The organism is Halorubrum trapanicum (genome assembly GCF_017873555.1).
GTDB lineage: Archaea > Halobacteriota > Halobacteria > Halobacteriales > Haloferacaceae > Halorubrum > Halorubrum trapanicum.
The window spans coordinates 88,678-108,783 of sequence record NZ_JAGGKE010000010.1; the positions used below are offsets into that span (position 1 = coordinate 88,678).

Annotated in this window: 20 protein-coding genes; 14 read left to right on the forward strand and 6 right to left on the reverse strand. The window is 68.9% G+C overall.

Annotated elements, in window-relative coordinates; all coding sequences use genetic code 11:
• The first annotated feature begins 42 nt into the window (after positions 1–42).
• The gene (locus tag J2744_RS11685) at positions 43–2,256 is read left to right on the forward strand and encodes a (Fe-S)-binding protein (protein ID WP_210113529.1); all 2,214 of its coding nucleotides are present in this window, start codon (positions 43–45) and stop codon (positions 2,254–2,256) included.
• Positions 2,257–2,290: 34 nt separating this feature from the next.
• On the opposite strand, the gene J2744_RS11690 is transcribed toward J2744_RS11685, so the two are convergent.
• The gene (locus tag J2744_RS11690; protein WP_210113530.1) at positions 2,291–2,587 is read right to left on the reverse strand and encodes a DUF7853 family protein; all 297 of its coding nucleotides are present in this window, start codon (positions 2,585–2,587) and stop codon (positions 2,291–2,293) included.
• A 229-nt stretch (positions 2,588–2,816) separates the two neighbouring features.
• Between J2744_RS11690 and J2744_RS11695 the strand changes: the two genes are divergently transcribed.
• The 7 genes from J2744_RS11695 (at position 2,817) to J2744_RS15505 (ending at position 9,967) form a co-directional block, all read left to right on the forward strand.
• Positions 2,817–3,863 (forward strand): PstS family phosphate ABC transporter substrate-binding protein, encoded by a 1,047-nt coding sequence (locus J2744_RS11695; RefSeq protein ID WP_210113531.1) that lies wholly within the window; start codon positions 2,817–2,819, stop codon positions 3,861–3,863.
• Between the two features lie 56 nt (positions 3,864–3,919).
• Positions 3,920–4,894, forward strand: a complete 975-nt coding sequence (gene pstC / locus J2744_RS11700; RefSeq protein WP_210113532.1) for a phosphate ABC transporter permease subunit PstC — start codon at positions 3,920–3,922, stop codon at positions 4,892–4,894.
• Positions 4,894–6,660: a phosphate ABC transporter permease PstA gene (gene pstA, locus J2744_RS11705; protein ID WP_210113533.1), complete on the forward strand. Its 1,767-nt coding sequence runs from the start codon at positions 4,894–4,896 to the stop codon at positions 6,658–6,660. Before pstC ends, pstA begins: the two co-directional genes overlap by 1 nt.
• 1 nt (position 6,661) lies before the next feature.
• Positions 6,662–7,495: a phosphate ABC transporter ATP-binding protein PstB gene (gene pstB, locus J2744_RS11710; protein ID WP_210113534.1), complete on the forward strand. Its 834-nt coding sequence runs from the start codon at positions 6,662–6,664 to the stop codon at positions 7,493–7,495.
• Entirely contained in the window at positions 7,496–8,197 is a 702-nt protein-coding gene (phoU, locus tag J2744_RS11715; RefSeq protein ID WP_210113535.1) for a phosphate signaling complex protein PhoU, read from the forward strand.
• A gap of 151 nt (positions 8,198–8,348) precedes the next feature.
• The gene (locus J2744_RS11720) at positions 8,349–8,825 is read left to right on the forward strand and encodes an arsenate-mycothiol transferase ArsC (RefSeq protein WP_210113536.1); all 477 of its coding nucleotides are present in this window, start codon (positions 8,349–8,351) and stop codon (positions 8,823–8,825) included.
• Between the two features lie 89 nt (positions 8,826–8,914).
• A complete protein-coding gene (locus tag J2744_RS15505; RefSeq protein WP_210113537.1) occupies positions 8,915–9,967 on the forward strand; it encodes a sodium:calcium antiporter in 1,053 nt (350 codons plus the stop codon).
• Positions 9,968–10,425: 458 nt separating this feature from the next.
• On the opposite strand, the gene J2744_RS11730 is transcribed toward J2744_RS15505, so the two are convergent.
• Positions 10,426–11,385 carry a VOC family protein gene (locus tag J2744_RS11730; protein ID WP_210113538.1) on the reverse strand — a complete coding sequence of 320 codons (960 nt, stop codon included), beginning with the start codon at positions 11,383–11,385 and terminating at the stop codon, positions 10,426–10,428.
• A 132-nt stretch (positions 11,386–11,517) separates the two neighbouring features.
• Here J2744_RS11730 and J2744_RS11735 point away from each other — a divergent pair, with 132 nt between their 5' ends.
• The 4 genes from J2744_RS11735 to J2744_RS11750 all read left to right on the forward strand — a co-directional run bounded on the left by J2744_RS11735 (position 11,518) and on the right by J2744_RS11750 (position 14,995).
• Positions 11,518–11,937: a cobalamin B12-binding domain-containing protein gene (locus J2744_RS11735; protein WP_121562430.1), complete on the forward strand. Its 420-nt coding sequence runs from the start codon at positions 11,518–11,520 to the stop codon at positions 11,935–11,937.
• Positions 11,938–13,113, forward strand: coding sequence for a methylmalonyl Co-A mutase-associated GTPase MeaB (meaB, locus tag J2744_RS11740; protein WP_210113539.1), 1,176 nt, complete (start codon positions 11,938–11,940; stop codon positions 13,111–13,113).
• Between the two features lie 89 nt (positions 13,114–13,202).
• Positions 13,203–14,156 carry an alpha/beta fold hydrolase gene (locus J2744_RS11745; RefSeq protein WP_210113540.1) on the forward strand — a complete coding sequence of 318 codons (954 nt, stop codon included), beginning with the start codon at positions 13,203–13,205 and terminating at the stop codon, positions 14,154–14,156.
• Positions 14,157–14,230: 74 nt separating this feature from the next.
• Complete coding sequence (locus J2744_RS11750; RefSeq protein WP_210113541.1) at positions 14,231–14,995, forward strand: response regulator; 765 nt, start codon at positions 14,231–14,233, stop codon at positions 14,993–14,995.
• A gap of 30 nt (positions 14,996–15,025) precedes the next feature.
• Here J2744_RS11750 and J2744_RS11755 read toward each other — a convergent pair whose 3' ends face one another.
• A complete protein-coding gene (locus tag J2744_RS11755; protein WP_210113542.1) occupies positions 15,026–15,544 on the reverse strand; it encodes a DUF4442 domain-containing protein in 519 nt (172 codons plus the stop codon).
• 608 nt (positions 15,545–16,152) lie between these two features.
• Between J2744_RS11755 and ncsA the strand changes: the two genes are divergently transcribed.
• The gene (ncsA, locus tag J2744_RS11760) at positions 16,153–17,166 is read left to right on the forward strand and encodes a tRNA 2-thiolation protein NcsA (RefSeq protein WP_210113543.1); all 1,014 of its coding nucleotides are present in this window, start codon (positions 16,153–16,155) and stop codon (positions 17,164–17,166) included.
• Positions 17,167–17,229: 63 nt separating this feature from the next.
• On the opposite strand, the gene ftsZ is transcribed toward ncsA, so the two are convergent.
• The 3 genes from ftsZ to J2744_RS11775 all read right to left on the reverse strand — a co-directional run bounded on the left by ftsZ (position 17,230) and on the right by J2744_RS11775 (position 19,474).
• The gene (gene ftsZ / locus J2744_RS11765) at positions 17,230–18,468 is read right to left on the reverse strand and encodes a cell division protein FtsZ (RefSeq protein WP_210113544.1); all 1,239 of its coding nucleotides are present in this window, start codon (positions 18,466–18,468) and stop codon (positions 17,230–17,232) included.
• 4 nt (positions 18,469–18,472) lie between these two features.
• Positions 18,473–18,652, reverse strand: coding sequence for a ribbon-helix-helix domain-containing protein (locus tag J2744_RS11770; protein ID WP_004595187.1), 180 nt, complete (start codon positions 18,650–18,652; stop codon positions 18,473–18,475).
• A gap of 204 nt (positions 18,653–18,856) precedes the next feature.
• Positions 18,857–19,474, reverse strand: a complete 618-nt coding sequence (locus J2744_RS11775; RefSeq protein ID WP_210113545.1) for a double zinc ribbon domain-containing protein — start codon at positions 19,472–19,474, stop codon at positions 18,857–18,859.
• Between the two features lie 158 nt (positions 19,475–19,632).
• Here J2744_RS11775 and J2744_RS11780 point away from each other — a divergent pair, with 158 nt between their 5' ends.
• On the forward strand, positions 19,633–20,094 hold the full coding sequence (locus J2744_RS11780) for a DUF7518 family protein (protein ID WP_210113546.1): 462 nt from the start codon (positions 19,633–19,635) through the stop codon (positions 20,092–20,094).
• Positions 20,095–20,106: the final 12 nt, after the last annotated feature.

Sequence of the window (20,106 nt, forward strand, 5' to 3'; positions counted from 1 at the left end):
GTTGTGGCAAGTTTTAACCCGACCGTATCCGGGTGATCGATCATGACTCCCCTACAGGCGGCCACCCGGGAAACCTTCTGGACCATCGGTCCGGTGGGGAAGGCGGCGTTCTACTGGCTCGCCGCCCTCGCGATCGGCGTGTTCCTGTACGGCGTCTACGCGCGGTTCGCGGCGTACGCGCGCGGGAGCGCGGACCCGCGAGACAGACTGTCGAACCTCCCCGGTCGGGTCGTCGCGGCGACGAAGACGGTCCTCTCGAACGAGAACCAGTTCGACGGGGACCTGTACGCGGGCGTGATGCACACGTTCGTGCTGTGGGGGTTCCTCGTCCTCCTCGTCGCGACGACGATCCTCGGGATCGACATGGACCTCTACCGCCCGCTGACGGGCGAGTCGTTCTGGGTCGGCGAGTTCTACCTCGCCTACCAGTTCGCCGTCGACGCGTTCGGCCTGCTGTTCGTCGTCGGCGTCGGCATGGCCGGGTTCCGCCGCTACCGGTCCCGCGACGGGCGGCTGTGGGGGAAACACACCTCGCTGGAGGACGACGCGTTCGTCTGGACCCTCTTCCTGCTCGGGGTCGGCGGCTTCCTCGTCGAGGGCGTGAGCATGGTCGGACAGCCCCAGCGGGCGACCGAGACGGTGAGCTTCGTCGGCATGGCGCTCGCGACCGGACTGGAGACGGCCGGACTCACGACCGCGGGCGCCGAGACCGTCTACGGCGTCCTCTGGTGGAGCCACTCGCTTCTGGCGTTCGCGTTCGTCGCGTGGATCCCGTACGCGAAGCCGTTCCACATGATCTCCTCGTTCGCGAACGTCGTCGCCCGCGACGAGCGGGCGGGCGCGCGGCTCCCGAACGTCCCCGCGGACCTCGATCACACCAACGCCGAGTCGCTCGACGACTTCACCTGGAAGGAGCTGCTCGACGGCGACGCCTGCACGAAGTGCGGGCGGTGTACGGACGCCTGTCCCGCCGACACGGTCGGCCGGAACCTCGACCCGCGGGACGTCATCCTCGACCTGAAGTCGTACCGCGAGTCGGTGAGCGACGACCCGGTGGCGGGGAGCGGCGGAAGCGGGACGATGGCGACCGACGGCGGCGTCGCGAGCGCGGACGGCGGCGTGGCCGACTCCGCCGCCGCCTCCGACGGAGGAACCGTCCCCATCGTCGCCGACGAGGGCGGCGTGATCGACGCCGAGTCGATGGAGTCGTGTCTGTCCTGTATGGCCTGCATGGACGCCTGCCCGGTCGACATCGAGCACCTCACCTCGTTCACGAAAATGAACCGCCAGCTCGTCGACGAGGGGGCGGTCGACTCGAACCTCCAGGACGTGTTCCAGGACGTGATGCAGCGAGGGAACACCTTCGGCGAGTCCCAGGCGAACCGCGGCGACTGGGCCGACGCCCTCGACGACGTCGAGGTCCCGGACGCCCGCGAAAACGAGGTCGAGTACCTCTGGTACGTCGGCGACTACCCGAGCTTCGACGACCGGAACAAGAAGGTCGCCCGCGCGCTCGCTCGCCTCTTCGACGAGGCCGACGTGTCGTTCGGCATCTTATTCGACGACGAGAAGACCGACGGCAACGACATCCGCCGGATCGGCGAGGAGTTCCTCTACCTCGAACTAGCGGGTCACCACGTCGAGACGTTCGCGGACTGCGAGTTCGAGAACGTCGTCTGTACGGACCCGCACTCCTACAACACCATCAAAAACGAGTACCCCGAGGTCGACTTCGCGGAGTTCGCCGACGACCCGATGATGCCGTTCGAGCGCGAGGAGCCGTGGAACTCGGAGGGGGAAATCGGCGTGTTCCACTGGACGCAGGTGGTCGAGGAGCTGGTCGAGGCGGGGCGGCTCGACCTCGCCGGCGACGAGCTGGACTACACCGTCACCTACCACGACCCCTGTCACCTCGGCCGGTACAACGACGAGTACGAGGCGCCCCGCGAGCTGATCTCAGCGACCGGCGCCGACCTGTACGAGATGCCGCGCTCGCGCGACGACTCGTTCTGCTGTGGCGGGGGCGGCGGCGGTCTCTGGACCGAACACGACGAGGCGGTCAAGCCGAGCGAGGAGCGCCTCCGCGAGGCGGTCGAGGACACCGACGCGGGCGCCGATATCGAGAAGTTCGTCGTCGCCTGCCCGATGTGTACGACGATGTTCGAGGACGGGCGGAAGACGGGGAACTTCGAGGAGGACGTGGAGGTCGTCGACGTCGCGGAACTCCTGATCGAGGCGGTGGAGACCGGGTCGTAGCGGTCGGGGACCGTTTTTCGTCCGCCCGCCGAATCTACGCGCGCCCCGACAGCGCGTCCGCCGCGTCGTCGGTGCGACGCAGCAGCGCCCGCCCGGGGGCGCGGTCGCGGACCGGCGCGTCGCCGAGGTAATCGACGAGCGCGTCGCGAAGCAGGGCGACCCCCTCGTCGTCGAGCGCCGTCCCTCGCTCTATCGATTCGATCGGCCGGTGGTACGGGGCGTCGTCGTCGGTCGCGCTCTGCGCGGCGTCGAGCAGCGCGGCGTGAGCCACCCACGCCTCCTCCCGGGAGGTCGTCGGCGCCGGCGGCCCGTCGGTCGTGGGAGGCGTCATTCGTCCGGCTTCTCCCGGTACGGGGACTTAAAACCACGTCACGGTTCGCGGGCGGACTCGACGCCGAGAAGCGCTCCCCCGTCGTCGCTCTCGACCCGTCGGCCGCGACCGCATCGTCTATATACGGATATATATTCTATATGTCGGAGCATAGCCGTACCGGGCGGTACGGCTCGCCCTGTACTCCTCATAGCATACTACTTAACCGGAACTCGTCCACCATCTGGTGATGGCTTCCAGCCACGACGCGGACACAGCGGGGATCACACGGCGGAAATCACTCGCGGCGCTCGCCGGCGCGGGGGCGCTCGGCCTCGCGGGCTGTACGCAGAGCACGGACGGCGGGGACGGCGGGGACGGCTCCGACGGTGGCGACGGTTCCGACGGGGGGGACGGCTCCGACGGCGATAGCTCCCTGTCGGGTCCGATAAACATCGCGGGCTCGAGCACGGTGTTCCCGCTGATGAGCGCGGTCATGGAGGACTTCGCCGAGATGCATCCGGACGTCGACCCCGACATCAGTTCGACCGGCTCCGGCGGCGGGTTCTCGAACTTCTTCTGTACGGGCGACACCGACTTCAACAACGCGAGCCGCCCGATCCAGCCGGAAGAGGAGGCGCTGTGCGAGGAGAACGGCGTCGAGTACGTGGAGCTGATCGCGGCGACCGATGCGCTCACCGTCGTCGTCAACCCCGACGCGGACTGGATCGACTCGCTCACGACCGAGGAGCTCGCGCAGATCTGGCGCTCCGACGCCGCCGAGACATGGGACGAGATCCGCGACGAGTTCCCGAACGAGGAGATCGAGCGGTTCGGCGCCGCCGACACCTCGGGCACGTACGACTACTTCATCGAGGCGATCCTCGGCGAGGACGGCCACACCGGCGACTACCAGGCGACCGAGCAGGACAACACGATCGCGCAGGGGGTCGCCGGCAGCGAGTACGCGATCGGCTACTTCGGGTTCGCGTACTACTTCCAGAACCCCGACCAGCTCAAGGCGCTCGGGATCGACGACGGCGACGGGCCGGTCGAGCCGAGCCTCGAAACGGCCTCTTCGGGCGAGTACACCCCGCTGTCTCGGCCCCTGTTCACCTACCCGTCGATCGAGTCGCTGGGCGAGGAACACATCGCGGAGTTCGCCCGGTACTTCGTCGAGCAGACGACCAACGAGGACCTCGTCGCCGGCGACGTCGGCTACGTGCCCGCCACCGAGGAGACGCAGGAGGAGCAGATGAGCATCCTCGAAGACGCCATCGAGCAGGCGCAGGGCTGAGTCGGCGCGATGAACCGGTGTATTGATTTACGGCTGCGTTCGATACCCCACCGTTCGTGACTGACAGCACAGAGAGTCCCGACCTGACCCGGCGGGGCGGACTCACACGACTGAAGGAGGGAACCTACGGCGGCCTGTTCGCGGCGTGTGCGGCGATCACTCTGCTCACGACGGCCGCGATCTTCGTTACCCTCCTGTCGGACGCCGTGGTGTTTTTCCGGTCGATATCGATAGTCGAGTTCCTCACCGGCACCAACTGGAGCCCGAACCCGGCCGGCGGCGGGCAGGCGTTCGGTATCATCCCGCTGTTGATCGGCACGCTCACCGTGACGTTCACGGCGGCGCTCATCTCGATCCCGATCGGGACGCTCACCGCCATCTACCTCAGCGAGTACGCGACCCCGAACGCCCGGTCGATCCTGAAACCCCTCTTGGAGATCCTCGCGGGGATCCCGACGGTCGTATACGGGTACTTCGCGCTGGTGTACATCACGCCGGCGCTGAAGGCGACGCTGTTCCCGGAGATGAGTACCTTCAACGCGCTGGCGGCGTCGATCATGGTCGGAATCATGACGATCCCGATGGTGTCGTCGATCTCCGAGGACGCCATGAGCGCGGTGCCCGACGAGCTCCGGCAGGCCGGCTACGGGCTCGGTGCGACCAAGTTCGAGGTGTCGACCGGGATCGTCGTCCCGGCGTCCATCTCCGGGATCGCCTCCTCGTACATCCTCGCCGTCTCCCGCGCCATCGGCGAGACGATGATCGTCGTCGTCGCGATGGGCGCACAGGCGCGGATGCCCGAGATTCAGGAGGCGGCCTTCGGGATTCCGTTCATCAACCCCGCCGATGTCCTCTTGGAGTCCGGGATGACCATCACGGTCGCGATGGTCCAGATCACCGGCGGCGACCTCACCGGCGGCACGCTCCCGTACAACTCCATGTTCGCGCTCGGTCTCGCGCTGTTCGCGGTAACGCTCGTTATGAACGTGATCAGTGATATCATCGCGCAACGCTACCGGGAGGAGTACTGATGGCGACCGACAACCCGAACGCGGACGGATTCGGCGAGGTCAGTCGAGTGCGGGGGATCGCCTTCGAGTACCTCTCGTTCGGCGCGAGCGTGTTCGGTCTCGTCGCGCTCGGCGTGTTGCTCGTGTACGTCGCGATCGACGCCTTCGACCTGGCGAACGCCAGCCCCGAGTGGCTGTTGACCTACTTCCTCACCCTCGTCGGTCCCTTCCTCGCGTTCTGCCTGTACAGCGCGAACGACCCGGAAGTCACTCGACGCGCGCTCGGGGCGCTCGGCGGCGGGCTCGTCGTCGTCGCCGCGCTGTTTTCCGCGATCGAGGCGTTCGTCGCGCCGATCCCGCGGCTCAACTGGCAGCTGGCGTACCTCTTCGTCGTCGCCGCTCCCACCACGGCGTACCTCGCGTACGTCGGGAGCCGCGGTCGGCTCGGCGCGGTCGGCTTCGGACTCCTCGGGCGGCTCGTCGGCGGGGTCGCAATCGGTCTCGCGGTCGGCACGCTGTTCTTGGTGTTCGACGCGCTGCTGTGGTTCCTCGCGTACACGCTCGGCGTCCTTCCGGCCGTCGGGCTGTACGCGTTCGGCCGGGTCCGGTCGGCGCCGCGAGCGCGAACCGCGGCCGCACCGGTTGGTCTCGTCGGGCTGACCGCCGCGGTGTTCCTCCGCGACGTGGTCGCGACGTACCCGTCGGACCTCATCATCTACCTCTGGACGATCGCGGTCCCGGTCGCGGCCGCCGGGGCGCTTCTCGTCGCCGACCGCAGCGGGCGAACTGCCGGAGTCCTCGTCGGGGGACTTCCGCTCGCCGTCGCGACCGCGGGGGGGTTCCTCGCCGCGGGTGCCGGACTGCCGGCTCCCACCGTCCTCCTCGTGCTCGTTTTGACCGGCGTACCGACCGCGGCGTACGTCTCCCGCGTGGTCGACGTCGGCGAGGGCGTCGTCGGACTCGCGCTCCCGTTCCTCCTCGCCGCGGGCGTGATAGTCGGTGCGCTGATCGTCGAGGCGCTGGGCGTCCCGGCGCCCGACCCGTGGCTCGACGCGTCGTACCTCACCGAGGCTCCCTCTCGAACCCCGTCGGAGGCTGGTCTTTACCCGGCCATCGTCGGCTCCGTCATCATCATCGCGATGGTCGCGGTGCTGTCGTTCGCGCTCGGCGTCGGCACGTCGGTCTTCTTGGAGGAGTACACGCCGGAGAGCGGCCCGCTCGGCACGCTGACGCGGATACTCCAGGTCAACGTCGCGAACCTCGCGGCGGTCCCGTCGGTCGTCTACGGTCTCCTCGGCTTGGGGCTGTTCGCGAACCTCCTCGGACTCGGGATCGGGACGGCGGTGACCGCGGCGCTGACGCTGTCGCTTCTCATCCTCCCGATCACGATCATCTCCGCGCAGGAGGCGATCCGGTCGGTGCCGGACGACCTCCGGCGCGGCTCGGACGCGATGGGCGCGACGCGCTGGCAGACGACGAAGAACGTGGTCCTGCCCGAGGCAATGCCGGGGATCCTCACCGGGACGATCCTCGCGCTCGGCCGAGCGATCGGCGAGACCGCGCCGCTCATCATGATCGGCGCGGCGACGACGGTGTTCAGGGCACCGGACAGCCTGTTCAGCCGGTTCAGCGCGATGCCGATGCAGATCTACACGTGGGCCGGCTTCCCGCAGGCCGACTTCCGGTACGGCGTCGTCGCCGCAGGGGTTATCACGCTGCTTATCATCCTCGTCGGCATGAACGGGTCGGCAATTCTACTGCGGAACCGCGCGGAACGGGGGAGCTAACATGAGTAACACGACAACAGACGACTCACTGATCACGACGGAGGTACAGGCGGACTCGAACGACGACCGCGCGGCGCCCGCCGCCGGAACCGCGGTGGCGGCGCGGGACCTGAACGTCTTCTACGGCGACGAGCAGGCTATCGACGACGTGACGATGGAGATCCCCGAGAAGCGCGTGACGGCGCTGATCGGTCCCTCCGGCTGCGGCAAGTCGACGTTCCTCCGGTGTATCAACCGGATGAACGACATGATCGAGATCTGCCGCGTCGAGGGCGACGTGGAGTTCGGCGGGAAGAACGTGTACGGTCCCAACGTGGACCCGGTCGCCCTGCGCCGGAAGATCGGGATGGTGTTCCAGAAGCCGAACCCGTTCCCGAAGTCGATCCGCGACAACGTCGCGTACGGCCTGAAGATCCAGGGGTACGACGGCGACGTCGACGCGCGCGTCGAGGAGTCGCTGAAGGGGGCCGCGCTGTGGGACGAGGTGAAAGACCAGCTCGACTCCTCTGGACTCGAACTGTCCGGCGGCCAGCAACAGCGGCTCTGTATCGCCCGGGCCATCGCGCCCGACCCGGAGGTCATCCTGATGGACGAGCCGACCTCGGCGCTCGACCCCGTCGCGGCCTCGAAGATCGAGGACCTGATCGACGACCTCGCGGAGGAGTACACCGTCATCATCGTCACGCACAACATGCAGCAGGCGGCCCGGATCTCGGACCGGACCGCCGTGTTCCTCACGGGCGGCGAGCTGGTCGAGTACGACGACACCGCGAAGATCTTCGAGGACCCCGAGGAACAGCGCGTCGAGGACTACATCACGGGGAAGTTCGGATAGATGCCCCGAGAGAACTACCAGGAGCGGCTCGATCAGCTCCGCGAGGACGTGGTCGCGATGGGCGAGACCGTCTGCGACCGGCTCGACGACGCGATCGAGGCCGCGGTCTCCGGCGACGACGACCTCGCGCAGTCGGTGATCGAAAGCGACCACGAGGTCAACGAGACGTACCTCGCCCTGGAGGACGAGTGTACCGAACTGCTGGCGCTCCAGCAGCCGGTGGCCGGCGACCTCCGGCTCGTCGCCGCCTCGTTCAAGATCATCACCGACCTCGAACGCGTCGCCGACCTCGCGACGAACGTCGCGGCGTACGGCGGTCCGGAGGGCGGCGTCCACACCGCGGTCGACGTGCGCGACCTCGGGGACGGCGCCCGCGAGATGGTCGCGGACGCGGTCGCCGCCTACGCGGCGCGCGACCCGGACGCCTGCCGCGAGATCGCCGCCCGCGACGACGCGTTCGACGAGCGCTGTCGGGAGGCGAGCGAGGCGGTCGTCCGCGAGCTGCTGGAGGCCGACCGCGCCCGCAACGCGGCCCGAGACGGGCCGGCTCCGACGGACGGCGAGGCGCTCGAAGCCTCGCTCGACGAGGTGTCGCAGGCGCTGCTCGCGGTGCGCGACCTCGAACGGGTCGCGGACCACGCGGTCAACGTCGCGGCGCGGACGCTGTACATGATCGAGAACGACGACGAGCTGATCTACTGAGCGGGCCGACCCGCCGAGCGCCGTTCGCACCGCGGCGGGCGGTTCGCGGCCGACGAGCGCCGTTCGCACCGCGGCGGGCGGTTCGCGACCGACGAGCGCCGTTCGCACCGCGGCGGGCGGTTCGCGACCGACGAACGACACACTCCCCACGATGACGAATCCCACCGACACCACCGACGGCGGACCGACCGACGAGACGACCGACGCGGAGACCGTCCTCACCTTCATGTGCGTCCGCAACGCCGGGCGCAGCCAGATGGCGACCGCGTTCGCGGAGCGCGAGCGCGACCGGCGCGGGCTCGGCGACCGCGTCGAGATCCGGACCGGCGGCACCGCCCCCGCGGACGCCGTTCACGACGTCGTCATCGAGGCGCTCTCGGAGGTCGGTCTCGACGCGAACGGCCGGACGCCGAGAGAGATCTCCGACGAGTCGCTCGCCGAGTCGGACTTCGTCGCCACGATGGGGTGTTCGACGCTCGAACTGGAGACCGTCGACACCGACGACTGGGACCTCGACGACCCGGGCGAGCGGCCGATCGAGGCGGTCCGCGAGATCCGCGACGAGATCGAGCGCCGCGTGATCGCCGTCTTCGACGAGCGGTTCGGCGAGTTCGACGGCGAGCGGTAGGCGACGCGAGCCGAGCCGACGGGTTTCGGGACCGAGCGGACCGCGCCCTTCCGGAACCACTAATCGGCTCCGAGCGGATCTATCGCACGGTGACGCTACTCTATGAGCTTATCGGCGACCAGCCGCTCGCCGTCTGGATCGCGCTCGGCGTGGTCGGGTTCCTGCTGACGTGGAAGGGCGCGAACATCGTCGAGTCGACGACCTCGAAGATCAGCGACCACTTCGGCGTCTCGCAGGCGATCCAGGGGGGACTCATCGTCGCGGCCGCGACGTCGTTCCCCGAGCTCGCGATCATCATTATCTCGGTGCTCGTCCTCGGCGACTTCGGCGTCGGCGCCGGGGCGCTCATCGGGACGGCGGTGTTCAACATCCTGGTCATCCCGGCCGCCGTCTCCATCACGAGCGGCGACACGACGACGACACAGGGGATCGTCTACCGCGACGCCATCTTCTACATGGTCGCCGTCCTCTCCCTCTTCGGCGTGATCGCCTTGGGCGTCCTCGGGACCGACGGGCGGGAGCTCGCGCGGATCACCCCGCAGATGGGCGTCGGTCTGCTGGTGTTGTACGGCGTGTACGTCATCCTCCTCGCCGGCGGCAAGAGCGGCGCGTCGGACCTGGAGCGGACCGAGTCGACGAACGTCCCGAAGCAGGTCGGACTGTTCGCGGCCGGACTGGTCGTCGTGCTCGTCGGCGTCGAGTCGATGGTGGGTATGACGGTGCAGATATCGGACGCGCTCGACGCGCCGTCGTTCCTCATCTCCGTGACGTTGCTGTCGGCGATGAGCTCGTTCCCCGACCTGCTCGTCGGCGTGAAGATGGGCAAGGCCGGCGACAAGCGGGCGGCGATCGCGAACGTCTTCGGGACGAACACGTTCAACCTCGTCGCGGCGCTGCCGATCGGCGTCATCCTCGCCGGCGGCGTCTCGATCGGCTTCCTCACCTCCGTGCCGCTCCTGCTGTTCCTGTTTTACACCACCCTCGTCGTGGTGGTGATGGCCGCGACGGACTTCGAGATCACCACCGAGGAGGGGTACGTCTTCCTCGCGATGTACCTCGTCTTCCTCGCGTGGATGACGACCGAGGCGCTCGGGATCACCACGTTCCTGACCGAGTCGACGCTCCGGACGATCGTCGGGTGACGACTAACACAGCGGTCGATCGGTTCGGGACATCCGACAGCGCTCAAGTACGCACTTATAAATGGTTGAATCTGGGGCAACAGCCGCTACCTCCGAACTCTCGGGTTCTCAGTTATAAGTGATTGACCGCGGATCGACCGTGGAGACTTCCAAAGCCCCAGCCGTATACTTATAAATCGACACTGGCAGATCGACGACGAACACCGCCAAAGCCCCAGCCGCGAGGACTCGCGCGGCTTGCTGCGCGCCTCGCTCAGTCGCTCGCGTTGCTCGCTCCTTCGCTGCGGTGCTTGCTACGCCGTGCTTCGCCCTCGCGGCTGCCCCTTTGAGTCCCGCCCCGCACAGCACCGCACCTCACACCTCCCCAGCCTCGTCGGCCTCCCTCCGGTCGGCCGACTCCCTCGCGCGTGCGACTTCGCGCCCGTCGGGCGCTCGCCGGCACGCGCCACCGCATTAATTTATAAAGGCTGAGTTTCCGCTGCCCGAATGCGGACCTCGGTGCCGTCGGCGTCGGTGACGGAGAGCCCGCCCTCGCGCTCGTCGACGGCGAACTCGACTCCCCCCTCGCCCGCGACCGCGTCGAGCCGGGTCCGTACCGCGTCCAGCGCGCCCTCGTCGGGAACCACGACCTCGAACCACGCGATCCCGCGCCCTCCGGCTGGGGTCGTCCGCCCCCGCCACGTGTTCGCGCCGAGGTGGTGGTGGTAGCCGCCGGCCGCGACGAACCGCACGTCCGGGCCGCTCGTCCCGACCTCGAAGCCGAGACCGTCGACGTACACCGCCTCGAACGCCGACAGCGAGGTCACTTCGAGGTGAACGTGACCCACGTCGGTCCCGGCAGGAGTGCGGTCGACGAGAGGGACCGAACCCGCTCGCTCCTCGCTCGCCGCCGCCGCGGCGACCCCCTCGACGTCGAGCGGGTCGGTCGCCATCCGAACCGTCCCGTCCTCGTCTGTCGGCCACTCCTCGCGGGGGCGGTCGCGGTAGATCTCAACGCCGTTCCCCTCGGGGTCGTCGAGGTACAGCGCCTCGCTGACGAGGTGGTCGGCGGCGCCGTCGAGCCGCCAGCGCTCCCGCACCCGCGCCAGCGCTTCGCCGAGCGCGGCCCGCGAAGGGACCCGGAACGCGGTGTGGAAGAGTCCGGCGTCGATCCGGCTCCGCGCCGGGCGGTCGGCGTCGCGTTCCAAGATCAGGAGCGGGGTCTCCCCGACGCCGAGGGTCGCTCGCTCGTCGTCGCGGTCGAGGACCGCGAGACCGACCACGTCGCGGTAGAACGCGGTCGTCTCGTCGAGGTCGGCGACCCGGAGCGCGGCGCGGCCAATCCGCGTCTCGGGTGGGAGCCGGTCGTCACCGTTGCCCGCGGAAGCGTTGGGAGCGCCCGCGGCGTCGTCGCTGTCCCCGTCGGTCTCGTCGGTCATTGAGCCGTTTACGGTCGCCCGCGCGTTCAACGCGTCGGTCGCGGATCCCGCGGCGCCGATCGGTCCTGCCCGCTCGCCTAAACCTCCCCATCTTCCGTTAGAATCAAACCAGCACGCGACCCAGAGTGGGGCATGAGCGCCGAACAGCAGGAACGGGCCGTCCGGTGTCTGGTCGCGAAGGTCGGACTCGACGGCCACGACCGGGGCGCACACGTGATCGCACGGGCGTTCCGCGACGCCGGCTTCGAGGTCGTCTACTCCGGACTCCACCGCGCGCCGGAGGACATCGTCCAGGCGGCGGTCCAGGAGGACGTCGACGTGCTCGGCATCTCGATCCTCTCGGGCGCGCACAACACGCTCGTCCCGAAGGTGATCGAGGGGCTGAAGGAGTACGACGCGTTCGACGACACCCTCGTCCTCGTCGGCGGGATCATCCCAGACGAGGACGAGGACGACCTGAAGGAGCTGGGCGTCGCCGAGGTGTTCGGGCCGGGGACGCCGATGGAGGAAACGATCGAGTTCATCCGGAACAACGTCCCGGAGCGCGCGTAGATGGCCGGGCCGGACGCACCCGCGTTCGCAGACGCGCCGTCGCTCTCCGACGCGGACGCCGCGCTCGTCGAGGACCTCCTCTCGGGGAGTCACCGCGCGCTCGCCCGCGTGATCACCAAGATCGAGAGCCGGACGCCGGGGTACCGGGCGATCGTCTCCGCGCTCCACGAGCACACCGGGGGCGCGGACGTGATCGGGGTCACCGGGTCGCCGGGCGCCGGGAAGTCGACGCTGGTCGACAAGCTCGCTGCCGCCTACCGCGAGCGCGGCGACACGGTCGGCGTGATCGCGGTCGACCCCTCCTCGCCGTACACCGGCGGGGCCGTCCTCGGCGACCGGATCCGGATGGGGTCGAACGTCGGCGACATGGACGTGTTCTTCCGGTCGATGAGCGCGCGCGGCCAGCTCGGCGGCCTCTCGACCGCGACCGCGGACGCCGTGAAGGCGCTCGACGCCTTCGGGAAGGACGTCGTCGTCTTGGAGACCGTCGGCGCCGGCCAGAACGAGGTCGACGTGGTCCGCACCGCCGACACGGTGGCGGTGCTGGTCCAGCCCGGCTCCGGCGACGACGTCCAGACGCTGAAGGCCGGTATCCTCGAGATCGGCGACGTGTTCGTCGTCAACAAGGCGGACATGGACGGCGCACAGCGGACCGTCGCCGAGCTGGAGGAGATGGTCCACCGCCGCGAGGGCGGGACGACCGGCCGCGGCGCCGGCCACCACGGCGCGGCCTCGATGGCCTCGACCGAGGGAGGCGGATCCGCCGGGAGCCACCACGACGCCGGCCACTCGGCGGACTCCGAGTCCGGTGAGTCCGACGCTCGCGACGCGGACGCTGACGACTCGTGGACGCCGGAGGTGTTAGAGACCGTCGCGAACACCGGCGAGGGCGTCGAGGGGCTGATCGAGACGTTCGACGCGCACGCGGCGTACCTGCGGGAGTCCGGCGAGATCGAGACGACCGAACGGCGCCGGTACGCCGAAGAGATCCGCACGCTCGTTCGGGCGGACGTGGGGGCGCTCGCGACCGCCGAGATCGAGCGCCGCGGGGGGATCGACCGCCTCGCAGAGCGCGTCCGCGACCGGGAGACGGACCCGTACGCGGTCGCCGAGGCGATCGTGGGACCGATCGCCGACTGCGTGGAGGAGGCCGCGGACGGCGACCGCGACGACTGAGACCCGGACTCGCTCGGGAGTCCTCGCGGTCGCTCCGCGCCCCCGCCGCGTCCCACGGGTATAAGTCGCCAGCGAACCAACAGGTTTCCATGAAGCTCAGGAACCTCCTCGGCGGCGCCGTCCTCGGCGTCGGCGCGCTCGCAGCGCTCAACACCGGTCTCCGGTACGAGGGCGAACTGGAGTCCCCGCTCGACGGCGACGACGGCACCTTCCGCTGGCGCGGGATGGACGTCGCGTACACCGAGGCGGGCGACCCGGACGACCCCGATCTGGTGTTGCTCCACGGGATCAACGCCGCCGGCTCCGCCGGCGAGTGGCGCGCGGTGTTCGACGAGCTGGCCGCCGACTACCACGTCGTCGCGCCCGACTTCCCGGGGTACGGCCGCTCGGACCGGCCGCCGCTCCGGTACTCGGCGGCGCTGTACGAGGACTTCGTCCACGACTTCCTCGGGGAGCTCGACGAGCCGGCGGTCGTCGCCTCCTCGCTGTCGGCGGCGTACGCGGCCGCGGCGGTCGACGGCGGCGACGCGGACGGCGGCGTCGACCTGCGCGGGTTCGTCGCCGTCTGTCCGACCGCGACCGCGGGACCGAGTCCGGCGAAGGGGTGGCTCCGCGAACTGCTCCGCGCGCCGCTCGTCGGGCAGGCGCTGTTCAACGTCGTCGCCTCGAAGCCGTCGATCCGGTACTTCAACGCGGATCACGGCTACGACGACCCCGCGAACCCGAGCGCCGAGTGGACCGACTACGAGTGGCGCACGACCCACGTCGAGAACGCGCGGTTCGCGCCCGCCTCGTTCATTTCGGGGAGCCTGAACAGCGATATCGACCTCGCGGCCGCGCTCGCGGAGCTGGACGTGCCCCCCACGATCGTCTGGGGGCGGGAGGCGACCGTGAGTCCCCTCACCGAGGGGCGCGAGCTGGCCGACGCCGCCGACGCGCGGCTCGTCGTCTTCGACCGCGCGCGGCTGCTCCCGCACGTCGAACACCCCGAGCGGTTCGTCGAGACGGTTGAGGAGGCGCTCGTCACGGGCGCGACGGCGTAACGCGCTCGAAAACTGGTTCTCAGCCCTGAACATCGGGCGAATACGAATAAGTACGCCCGCCGGCGACGACGCGTATGACGAGCGAGACGCTCCGCGTGCTGTGCGTCGACGACGAGCCGGGACTCGCGCGGCTCGTCGCGACCCACCTCGAACGCGACGACGAACTCGACTGCGAGACCGCGGTCGAGACCCGTCCAGACGACGCGCTCCGGCGCATCGAGCGCGAGCCGTTCGACTGCGTCGTCAGCGACTACGACATGCCCCGCCTGACCGGCGTCGAACTGCTCTCGGCCGCCCGCGAACTCGATCCGGACCTCCCGTTCCTCCTCTTTTCCGCGACCGGGCCGGCCGACATCGCGGCCGAGATGGTCCGCGCCGGCGTCAGCGACTACGTCTCGAAGCGGGGCGGCGCAGACGGCTACACGGCGCTGCTGCGGCGCGTCAGGCTGGCCGCCGCCGGCGAGAGCGGGCGCTTCGGGACCGAGGGCGCCGGCGGCCCGGCCGCGGGCGGCGTCACCCTCGACGGGATCTGTACCGTGGCGCCGGACGGGACCTTCGAGTTCGTGGGCGAGGAGTACGGCTCGCTGTACGGGTACGACCCCGGGGAGCTGGAGGGGGAGCCGTGGCAGCGGCTCCACCCCGAGCCGGCGGTCGAACACATCGAGCGGAACGTCATCCCGGCCGTGACCGGCGGCGAGCGGTGGACCGGGACGAGCACGGGGCTCCGGGCGGACGGCAGTCGCTTCGCCGAGTCGAAGATGGTGAGCGCGACGGCCGACGACCGGCTGATAATCTCCGTGTCGCCGCTCGACTCGGTCCGGCGGCCCGCCGACGACTGACCGAGGTGGGGCCGGCGACCGCCGCCAGCCTCACTCGTCGCGGCGCACGTACAGCGTCTTCTCGCAGGCCGCGTGGACCTCCCCCTCGTCGTCGACGAGCGAGACGAGGTACTCGCGGTCGGTCGACTCGCCCGGATCGAGCGCGTCGCGGATCGCCTGCGTCTCCGCGGTCGGCAGGTCGAACTCTGCGTACAGCGCCTCCCGGCCGGGTTCGATGAACTCCAGCGCGGCCGACTTGTCCCACACCGTGAACCCGTCGCCCAGCGTCCGCCGGAGCATCGTCATGTACACCGGGTCGATCGCGCCGTAGATGCTGCCGCCGAATATCGTCCCAACCGCGTTCCGGGTGCGCCAGTTGAACGGGACGCGGATCCGGACGTAGCGCCAGTCGGCCGCGATGTGGTCGACGCGCGCGCCCGTGCCCCGGTACGCGGGAAGGAGGTTGAACCCGACCCGCCAGAGCCGGGTCCGACGGCTCTCCGCCGGCGGATCCTCGCGCAGGGATCGCGGGTCGGGGTCGCGGTCGACCCCGGTCGGGGAATCGCTCACGCCGATTCGCGGCGCGCCGGCGACAAACCGGTGTCGGAACCGGCGACAACCGGCCGAGGGTTGTCGATGTCAGACGTTCGTTTACACCCACCTCGCGGCGCGTGCCTCCGAGCGCCCATCGGGCGCGAGGAGCACGCGCGAGGGAGTCGGGCGCGACGAGGGCGACCGAAGGGAGCCCGAGACACGCGCCCGACGAGGTTGGGGAGGCGTGAGGTGCGGTGCTGTGCGGGGCGGGGTGGGGCTCAAAGGGGCAGTCGCGAGGGCGAAGCACGGCGCAGCAAGTACCGCAGCGAGGGAGCGACAGCGACCGAGCGAGGAACGTGGTTCGAGACGCCTACGGCGTCTCGTCATCGCCAGAAATCTCCGATTTCTGGCTAGCAGTCAGAACGCGAAGCGTTCTGACGACATCACGAAAGGCGCGAAGCGCCTTTCGAACGACAGCAAGCCGCGCGAGCCGTCGCGGCTGGGGCTTTGGAGGTGTTCCGTGTGGATCTATGGCCCGTCGCGTACTACCGAGCGGCCGAGAATTTAGCGGTAGTTCCGACGGGATCGCCAATCACGTATGCGGCCCGAAACGGGTATCCCCGCGCGACCGCAACCCGACACCGATGGAGTGCGACAAGTGCGGGAGCGACGCGATCCACCACGCCGCCTACTCCGGGGCGCACCTCTGTGGCCACCACCTCCGGGAGTCGGTCGAGAAGCGCGTGAAGCGTCGGGTCCGCGAGGACGGGCTCCTCGACCCGGACGCCACCCCCGACGACCCAGACCGCTGGGTGATCGGTCTCTCCGGCGGGAAAGACAGCGTCGCCCTGACGCAGATCCTCGACGACGTGTTCGGGAAGGACCCCCGCGTCGAGATGCTCGCCTTGACGATCCACGAGGGGATCGAGGGATACCGCGACGAGAGCATCGACGCCACGATCGAGCTGGCCGACGACCTCTCCTTGCGCCACGAGCTGGTCTCCTACGAGGAGGAGTTCGACGTGCGGATGGACGACGTGGTCGAGGACGACCCCGAGGACATGGCCGCCTGCGCGTACTGCGGCGTGTTCCGCCGCGACCTGCTGGAGAACTACGCCGCCGAGTTCGACGCCGACAAGCTGCTCACCGGCCACAACCTCGACGACGAGGCGCAGACCGCGATGATGAACTTCCTGGAGGGCGACGTGCGACAGGTGGCGAAACACTTCGACGCCTCGCTCGGTCCCTTCGACGAGCGCGCCGAGACCGACGCGTTTGTCCCGCGCGCCAAGCCCCTCCGCGACGTACCCGAAAAGGAGATCGCCCTGTACTGCCACGTCCGCGACCTGCCGACCCACATGGCCGAGTGTCCCCACGCTGAGGAGGCGTACCGCGGCGAGATCCAGTCGACGATCCACGCCTTAGAGGAGAACCACCCCGGCGCGCGCCACTCGATCATGGCCGGCTACGAGGAGCTGTCCGCGCTCGCGGCCGACGCCTACCGCGGGGACGGTAAGGGAGCCGGCGACGACGAAGCCGGTGAGACGGGCGACGACGCCGACGCTTCGACCCTCGGCGAGTGCGAGCGCTGCGGCTCGCAGACGAGTCGGGACGTCTGTCGGAAATGCCGGCTGCTGGAATCGATCGAGGCGGTCTGAAACGGTCCGCAAAAACGTCGAAAAGGCGATCGGCCGTCTCTGCTCCGGGAAAACGGAGACGACTCAGCGGATGACGTCGAGCCCGTTGTTCTTCTCGATCGGGTCGCTGCCGCCGTCGGACTCCCACGCGCTGCGCTCGGTGCCGCCGGAGACCGCCGGCTCGCCCCTGTCGCCGTGGCCGCCCGCGGTCTCGTTCGCCTCGGCCGCCCGCGAGCGCGAGTCGCCGATTTCGTCGCCGTTGACCGCGGCGCGGGACTTGTCCGCCTGCTTCTGGGTCGAGGGACCGAGCACCTGCGCGCTCTGGACGCCCGTCATGATCGCCATAACGCGCACCTTCCCCTTGTACTCCTCCTGGATGCGGGCGCCCCAGATCACGTTGGCGCTCGCCTCCAGCCGCTCGGTGATGTTGTTCGCGATCCCCTCGGCCTCCTTCAGCGTGAGGTCGGGACCGCCCGTGATGTGGACGAGTCCGCCCGAGGCGCCGCGGTAGTCCACGTCGAGCAGCGGGTGGTTCATCGCGTCGTTGACCACCTCTTGGGTCTTGTTCTTGTCTTGGGTCTCGCCGACGAGCATGACCGCGACGCCGCCCTGGTCCATGATCGTCGACATGTCGGCGTAGTCGAGGTTGATGAGGCTCGGCTGGGTGATCGTCTCGGAGATCCCCTTCACCGTCTCCGCGATGATCTGGTCCATCACGGAGAACGCCTTCCCGATCGGCAGGTTCGGGACGTAATCGAGGAGCCGGTTGTTGTCGAGGACGATGATCGAGTCGGCCTCGTTGCGGAGGGTCTCCAGACCCTCCTCGGCTTTCACCGTGCGGGCGCGCTCGACGTTGAACGGCGTCGAGACCATCCCGACGACGATGGCGCCCTGCTCTTTGGCGATCTTCGAGACGACCGGCGCGGCGCCGGTGCCGGTGCCGCCGCCCATCCCGGCGGTGACGAAGACGAGGTCGGCGTCGCCGAGCACCTCCTTGATCGTCCCCTGAGCCATCTCGGTGGCGCGCTCGCCCATCTTGGGGTCGCCGCCGGCACCGAGCCCCTGCGTGAGCGACTTGCCCACGAGGATCTTGGTGTCGGCCTCGATCATCTTGAGGTGCTGTTTGTCCGTGTTGATGGCGACGGTGTCGGCGCCGTCGACGCCGATGTTGTACAGCCGGTTGACCGTGTTGTTCCCGGCGCCGCCGGCGCCGACGATGACTATTCGGGGGTCCCCGAACTCGTCGTCGTCCATGTCGACGGAGTCCATGTCGCGCTTCTCCGCTTCCGCGTTGTCGAGGGCGTCCTGAACGAGATCTTGCATCAGTTTACACCTTCGCCCAGTTGCGGTTGCGGCCGCGCTCGTCGCGCTCGCCGTCCTGTTCGTTCAACATGTCGCGGACGGCCGACCGGATCGCCTCGCTCCGGTTCGGGAACTCGCCCGTCTCCACCATCTGTTCGACCTCGTCAATCTGCTGTTTCGGGATTCGTAGTGTCACACGCTCCATTGGTATTCCCCCGGTAAGACGGCGAACACGCGACGCGTGTGTCTTACAGCTCGGACCGCCCGACTACGGGGCAGCACCCCGAATCGGACGCCCTCTGTAAGACGACCGTCTTACGCAACTGGACTCACCGAGCCTACCAATATAAAACTACCGGTGGTTGTAAGACAAAATGTTAAACTACTGATTATGCGCGCATATGGGCGTCTACCTCCTGTTATCGTCTTTCAGAACGTCTGCTGCCGGGGTCCTCCGCCCGCATCCCGGGCAGAACGCCCAGTCGGTCCGGAGCTCGTCGCCGCACTCGCAGAAGGCTCTGTGAGATTGCTTTTCGCCACAGTTCGGGCAGTACACGTGGTCTGATGGCACTATCTCGCCGCACCCGCCACAGGCGCTTTCGCGCGTTTGCGCGCTCGGGTCCGCATCCGTCTTACGCGCGCCCGGATCCCCGTCGGTCGCCGTCTCACGCGTCACACGGACGTCGCCTTCGGACTCGTCGGATTGGGCGTTCGGCGCGTCGAGCGTGACGTTTACGTTGATATCTCTCGAGCTTCCGGCCGTATACGCCGGCGTCGCGGCGCCGGCCGTCGGACCGAGCCGCTCGTCGAGTGCGGCGTCGAGCCGCTCCGCGATCAGCTCGTCGACGCGGTCCGCGAGGGCGTCGTCGACGCTCCCCGTCGCCGCGTCGGACTCGTCCGACGCGGCCTCGTCGCCCCCGTCGAGGTGTGTCCGGAGCGCCTCCCGCATCACCTCGCTTTTGGAGGCGTCACACGCTTCCAGCCGGTCGACGAGGTCGTCGTCCGCCCGGAAGGTGATCTTGCTCATACCGAAGGGGTATTGCCGGTCGGTACAAGTATCTTCCCCTGTTGTCTGACACGTTTCACGACTCCGAAACGTTCGGGAAACGCCGTCAAACCGTGCGAATTGGTCACACGTGTGTCTGACGCAGATTTATACGCGTCGCGCGAGCACACGTGTGTATAATGAGCAACCGCGTCGAGGACCTCGAACGGCAGGTCGCGGAGCTACAGGCGGCGGTCAACGGACTCACCGAAGAGCTCGTCGAGATGAAAGAGCGCGTTCGACAGCTGGAAGACGAGCGCTCGGTCGCGGTCGAGGCGGACGCGACCGGTGCGGAAACCGGTTCCGAGGACGACACGGCGGCGTCTGTCGGCGACGAGTCCGCCGCAGCCGGTAGCGAAGCCGAACGGGTGTCCGGCGGCGAGCGGACGACTCACTCCGACGACCACGTCGACGTCTTCGAGTCCGTCGAGGACTCTTCCGACGGTGCGTCCGAGGGCGACGCGACGGCCGCGGCCGACGCGGGCGACGGTGAGGACGTCATCGTGCCAGAACAGTCTGCGACGACGCCCGACGCCGACGCGACCGACGAAACCGACGACGACGGCGAGTCGAGCGAGGGCGACGACATCATCGTCGCGTAAGCGGTCGTCCCG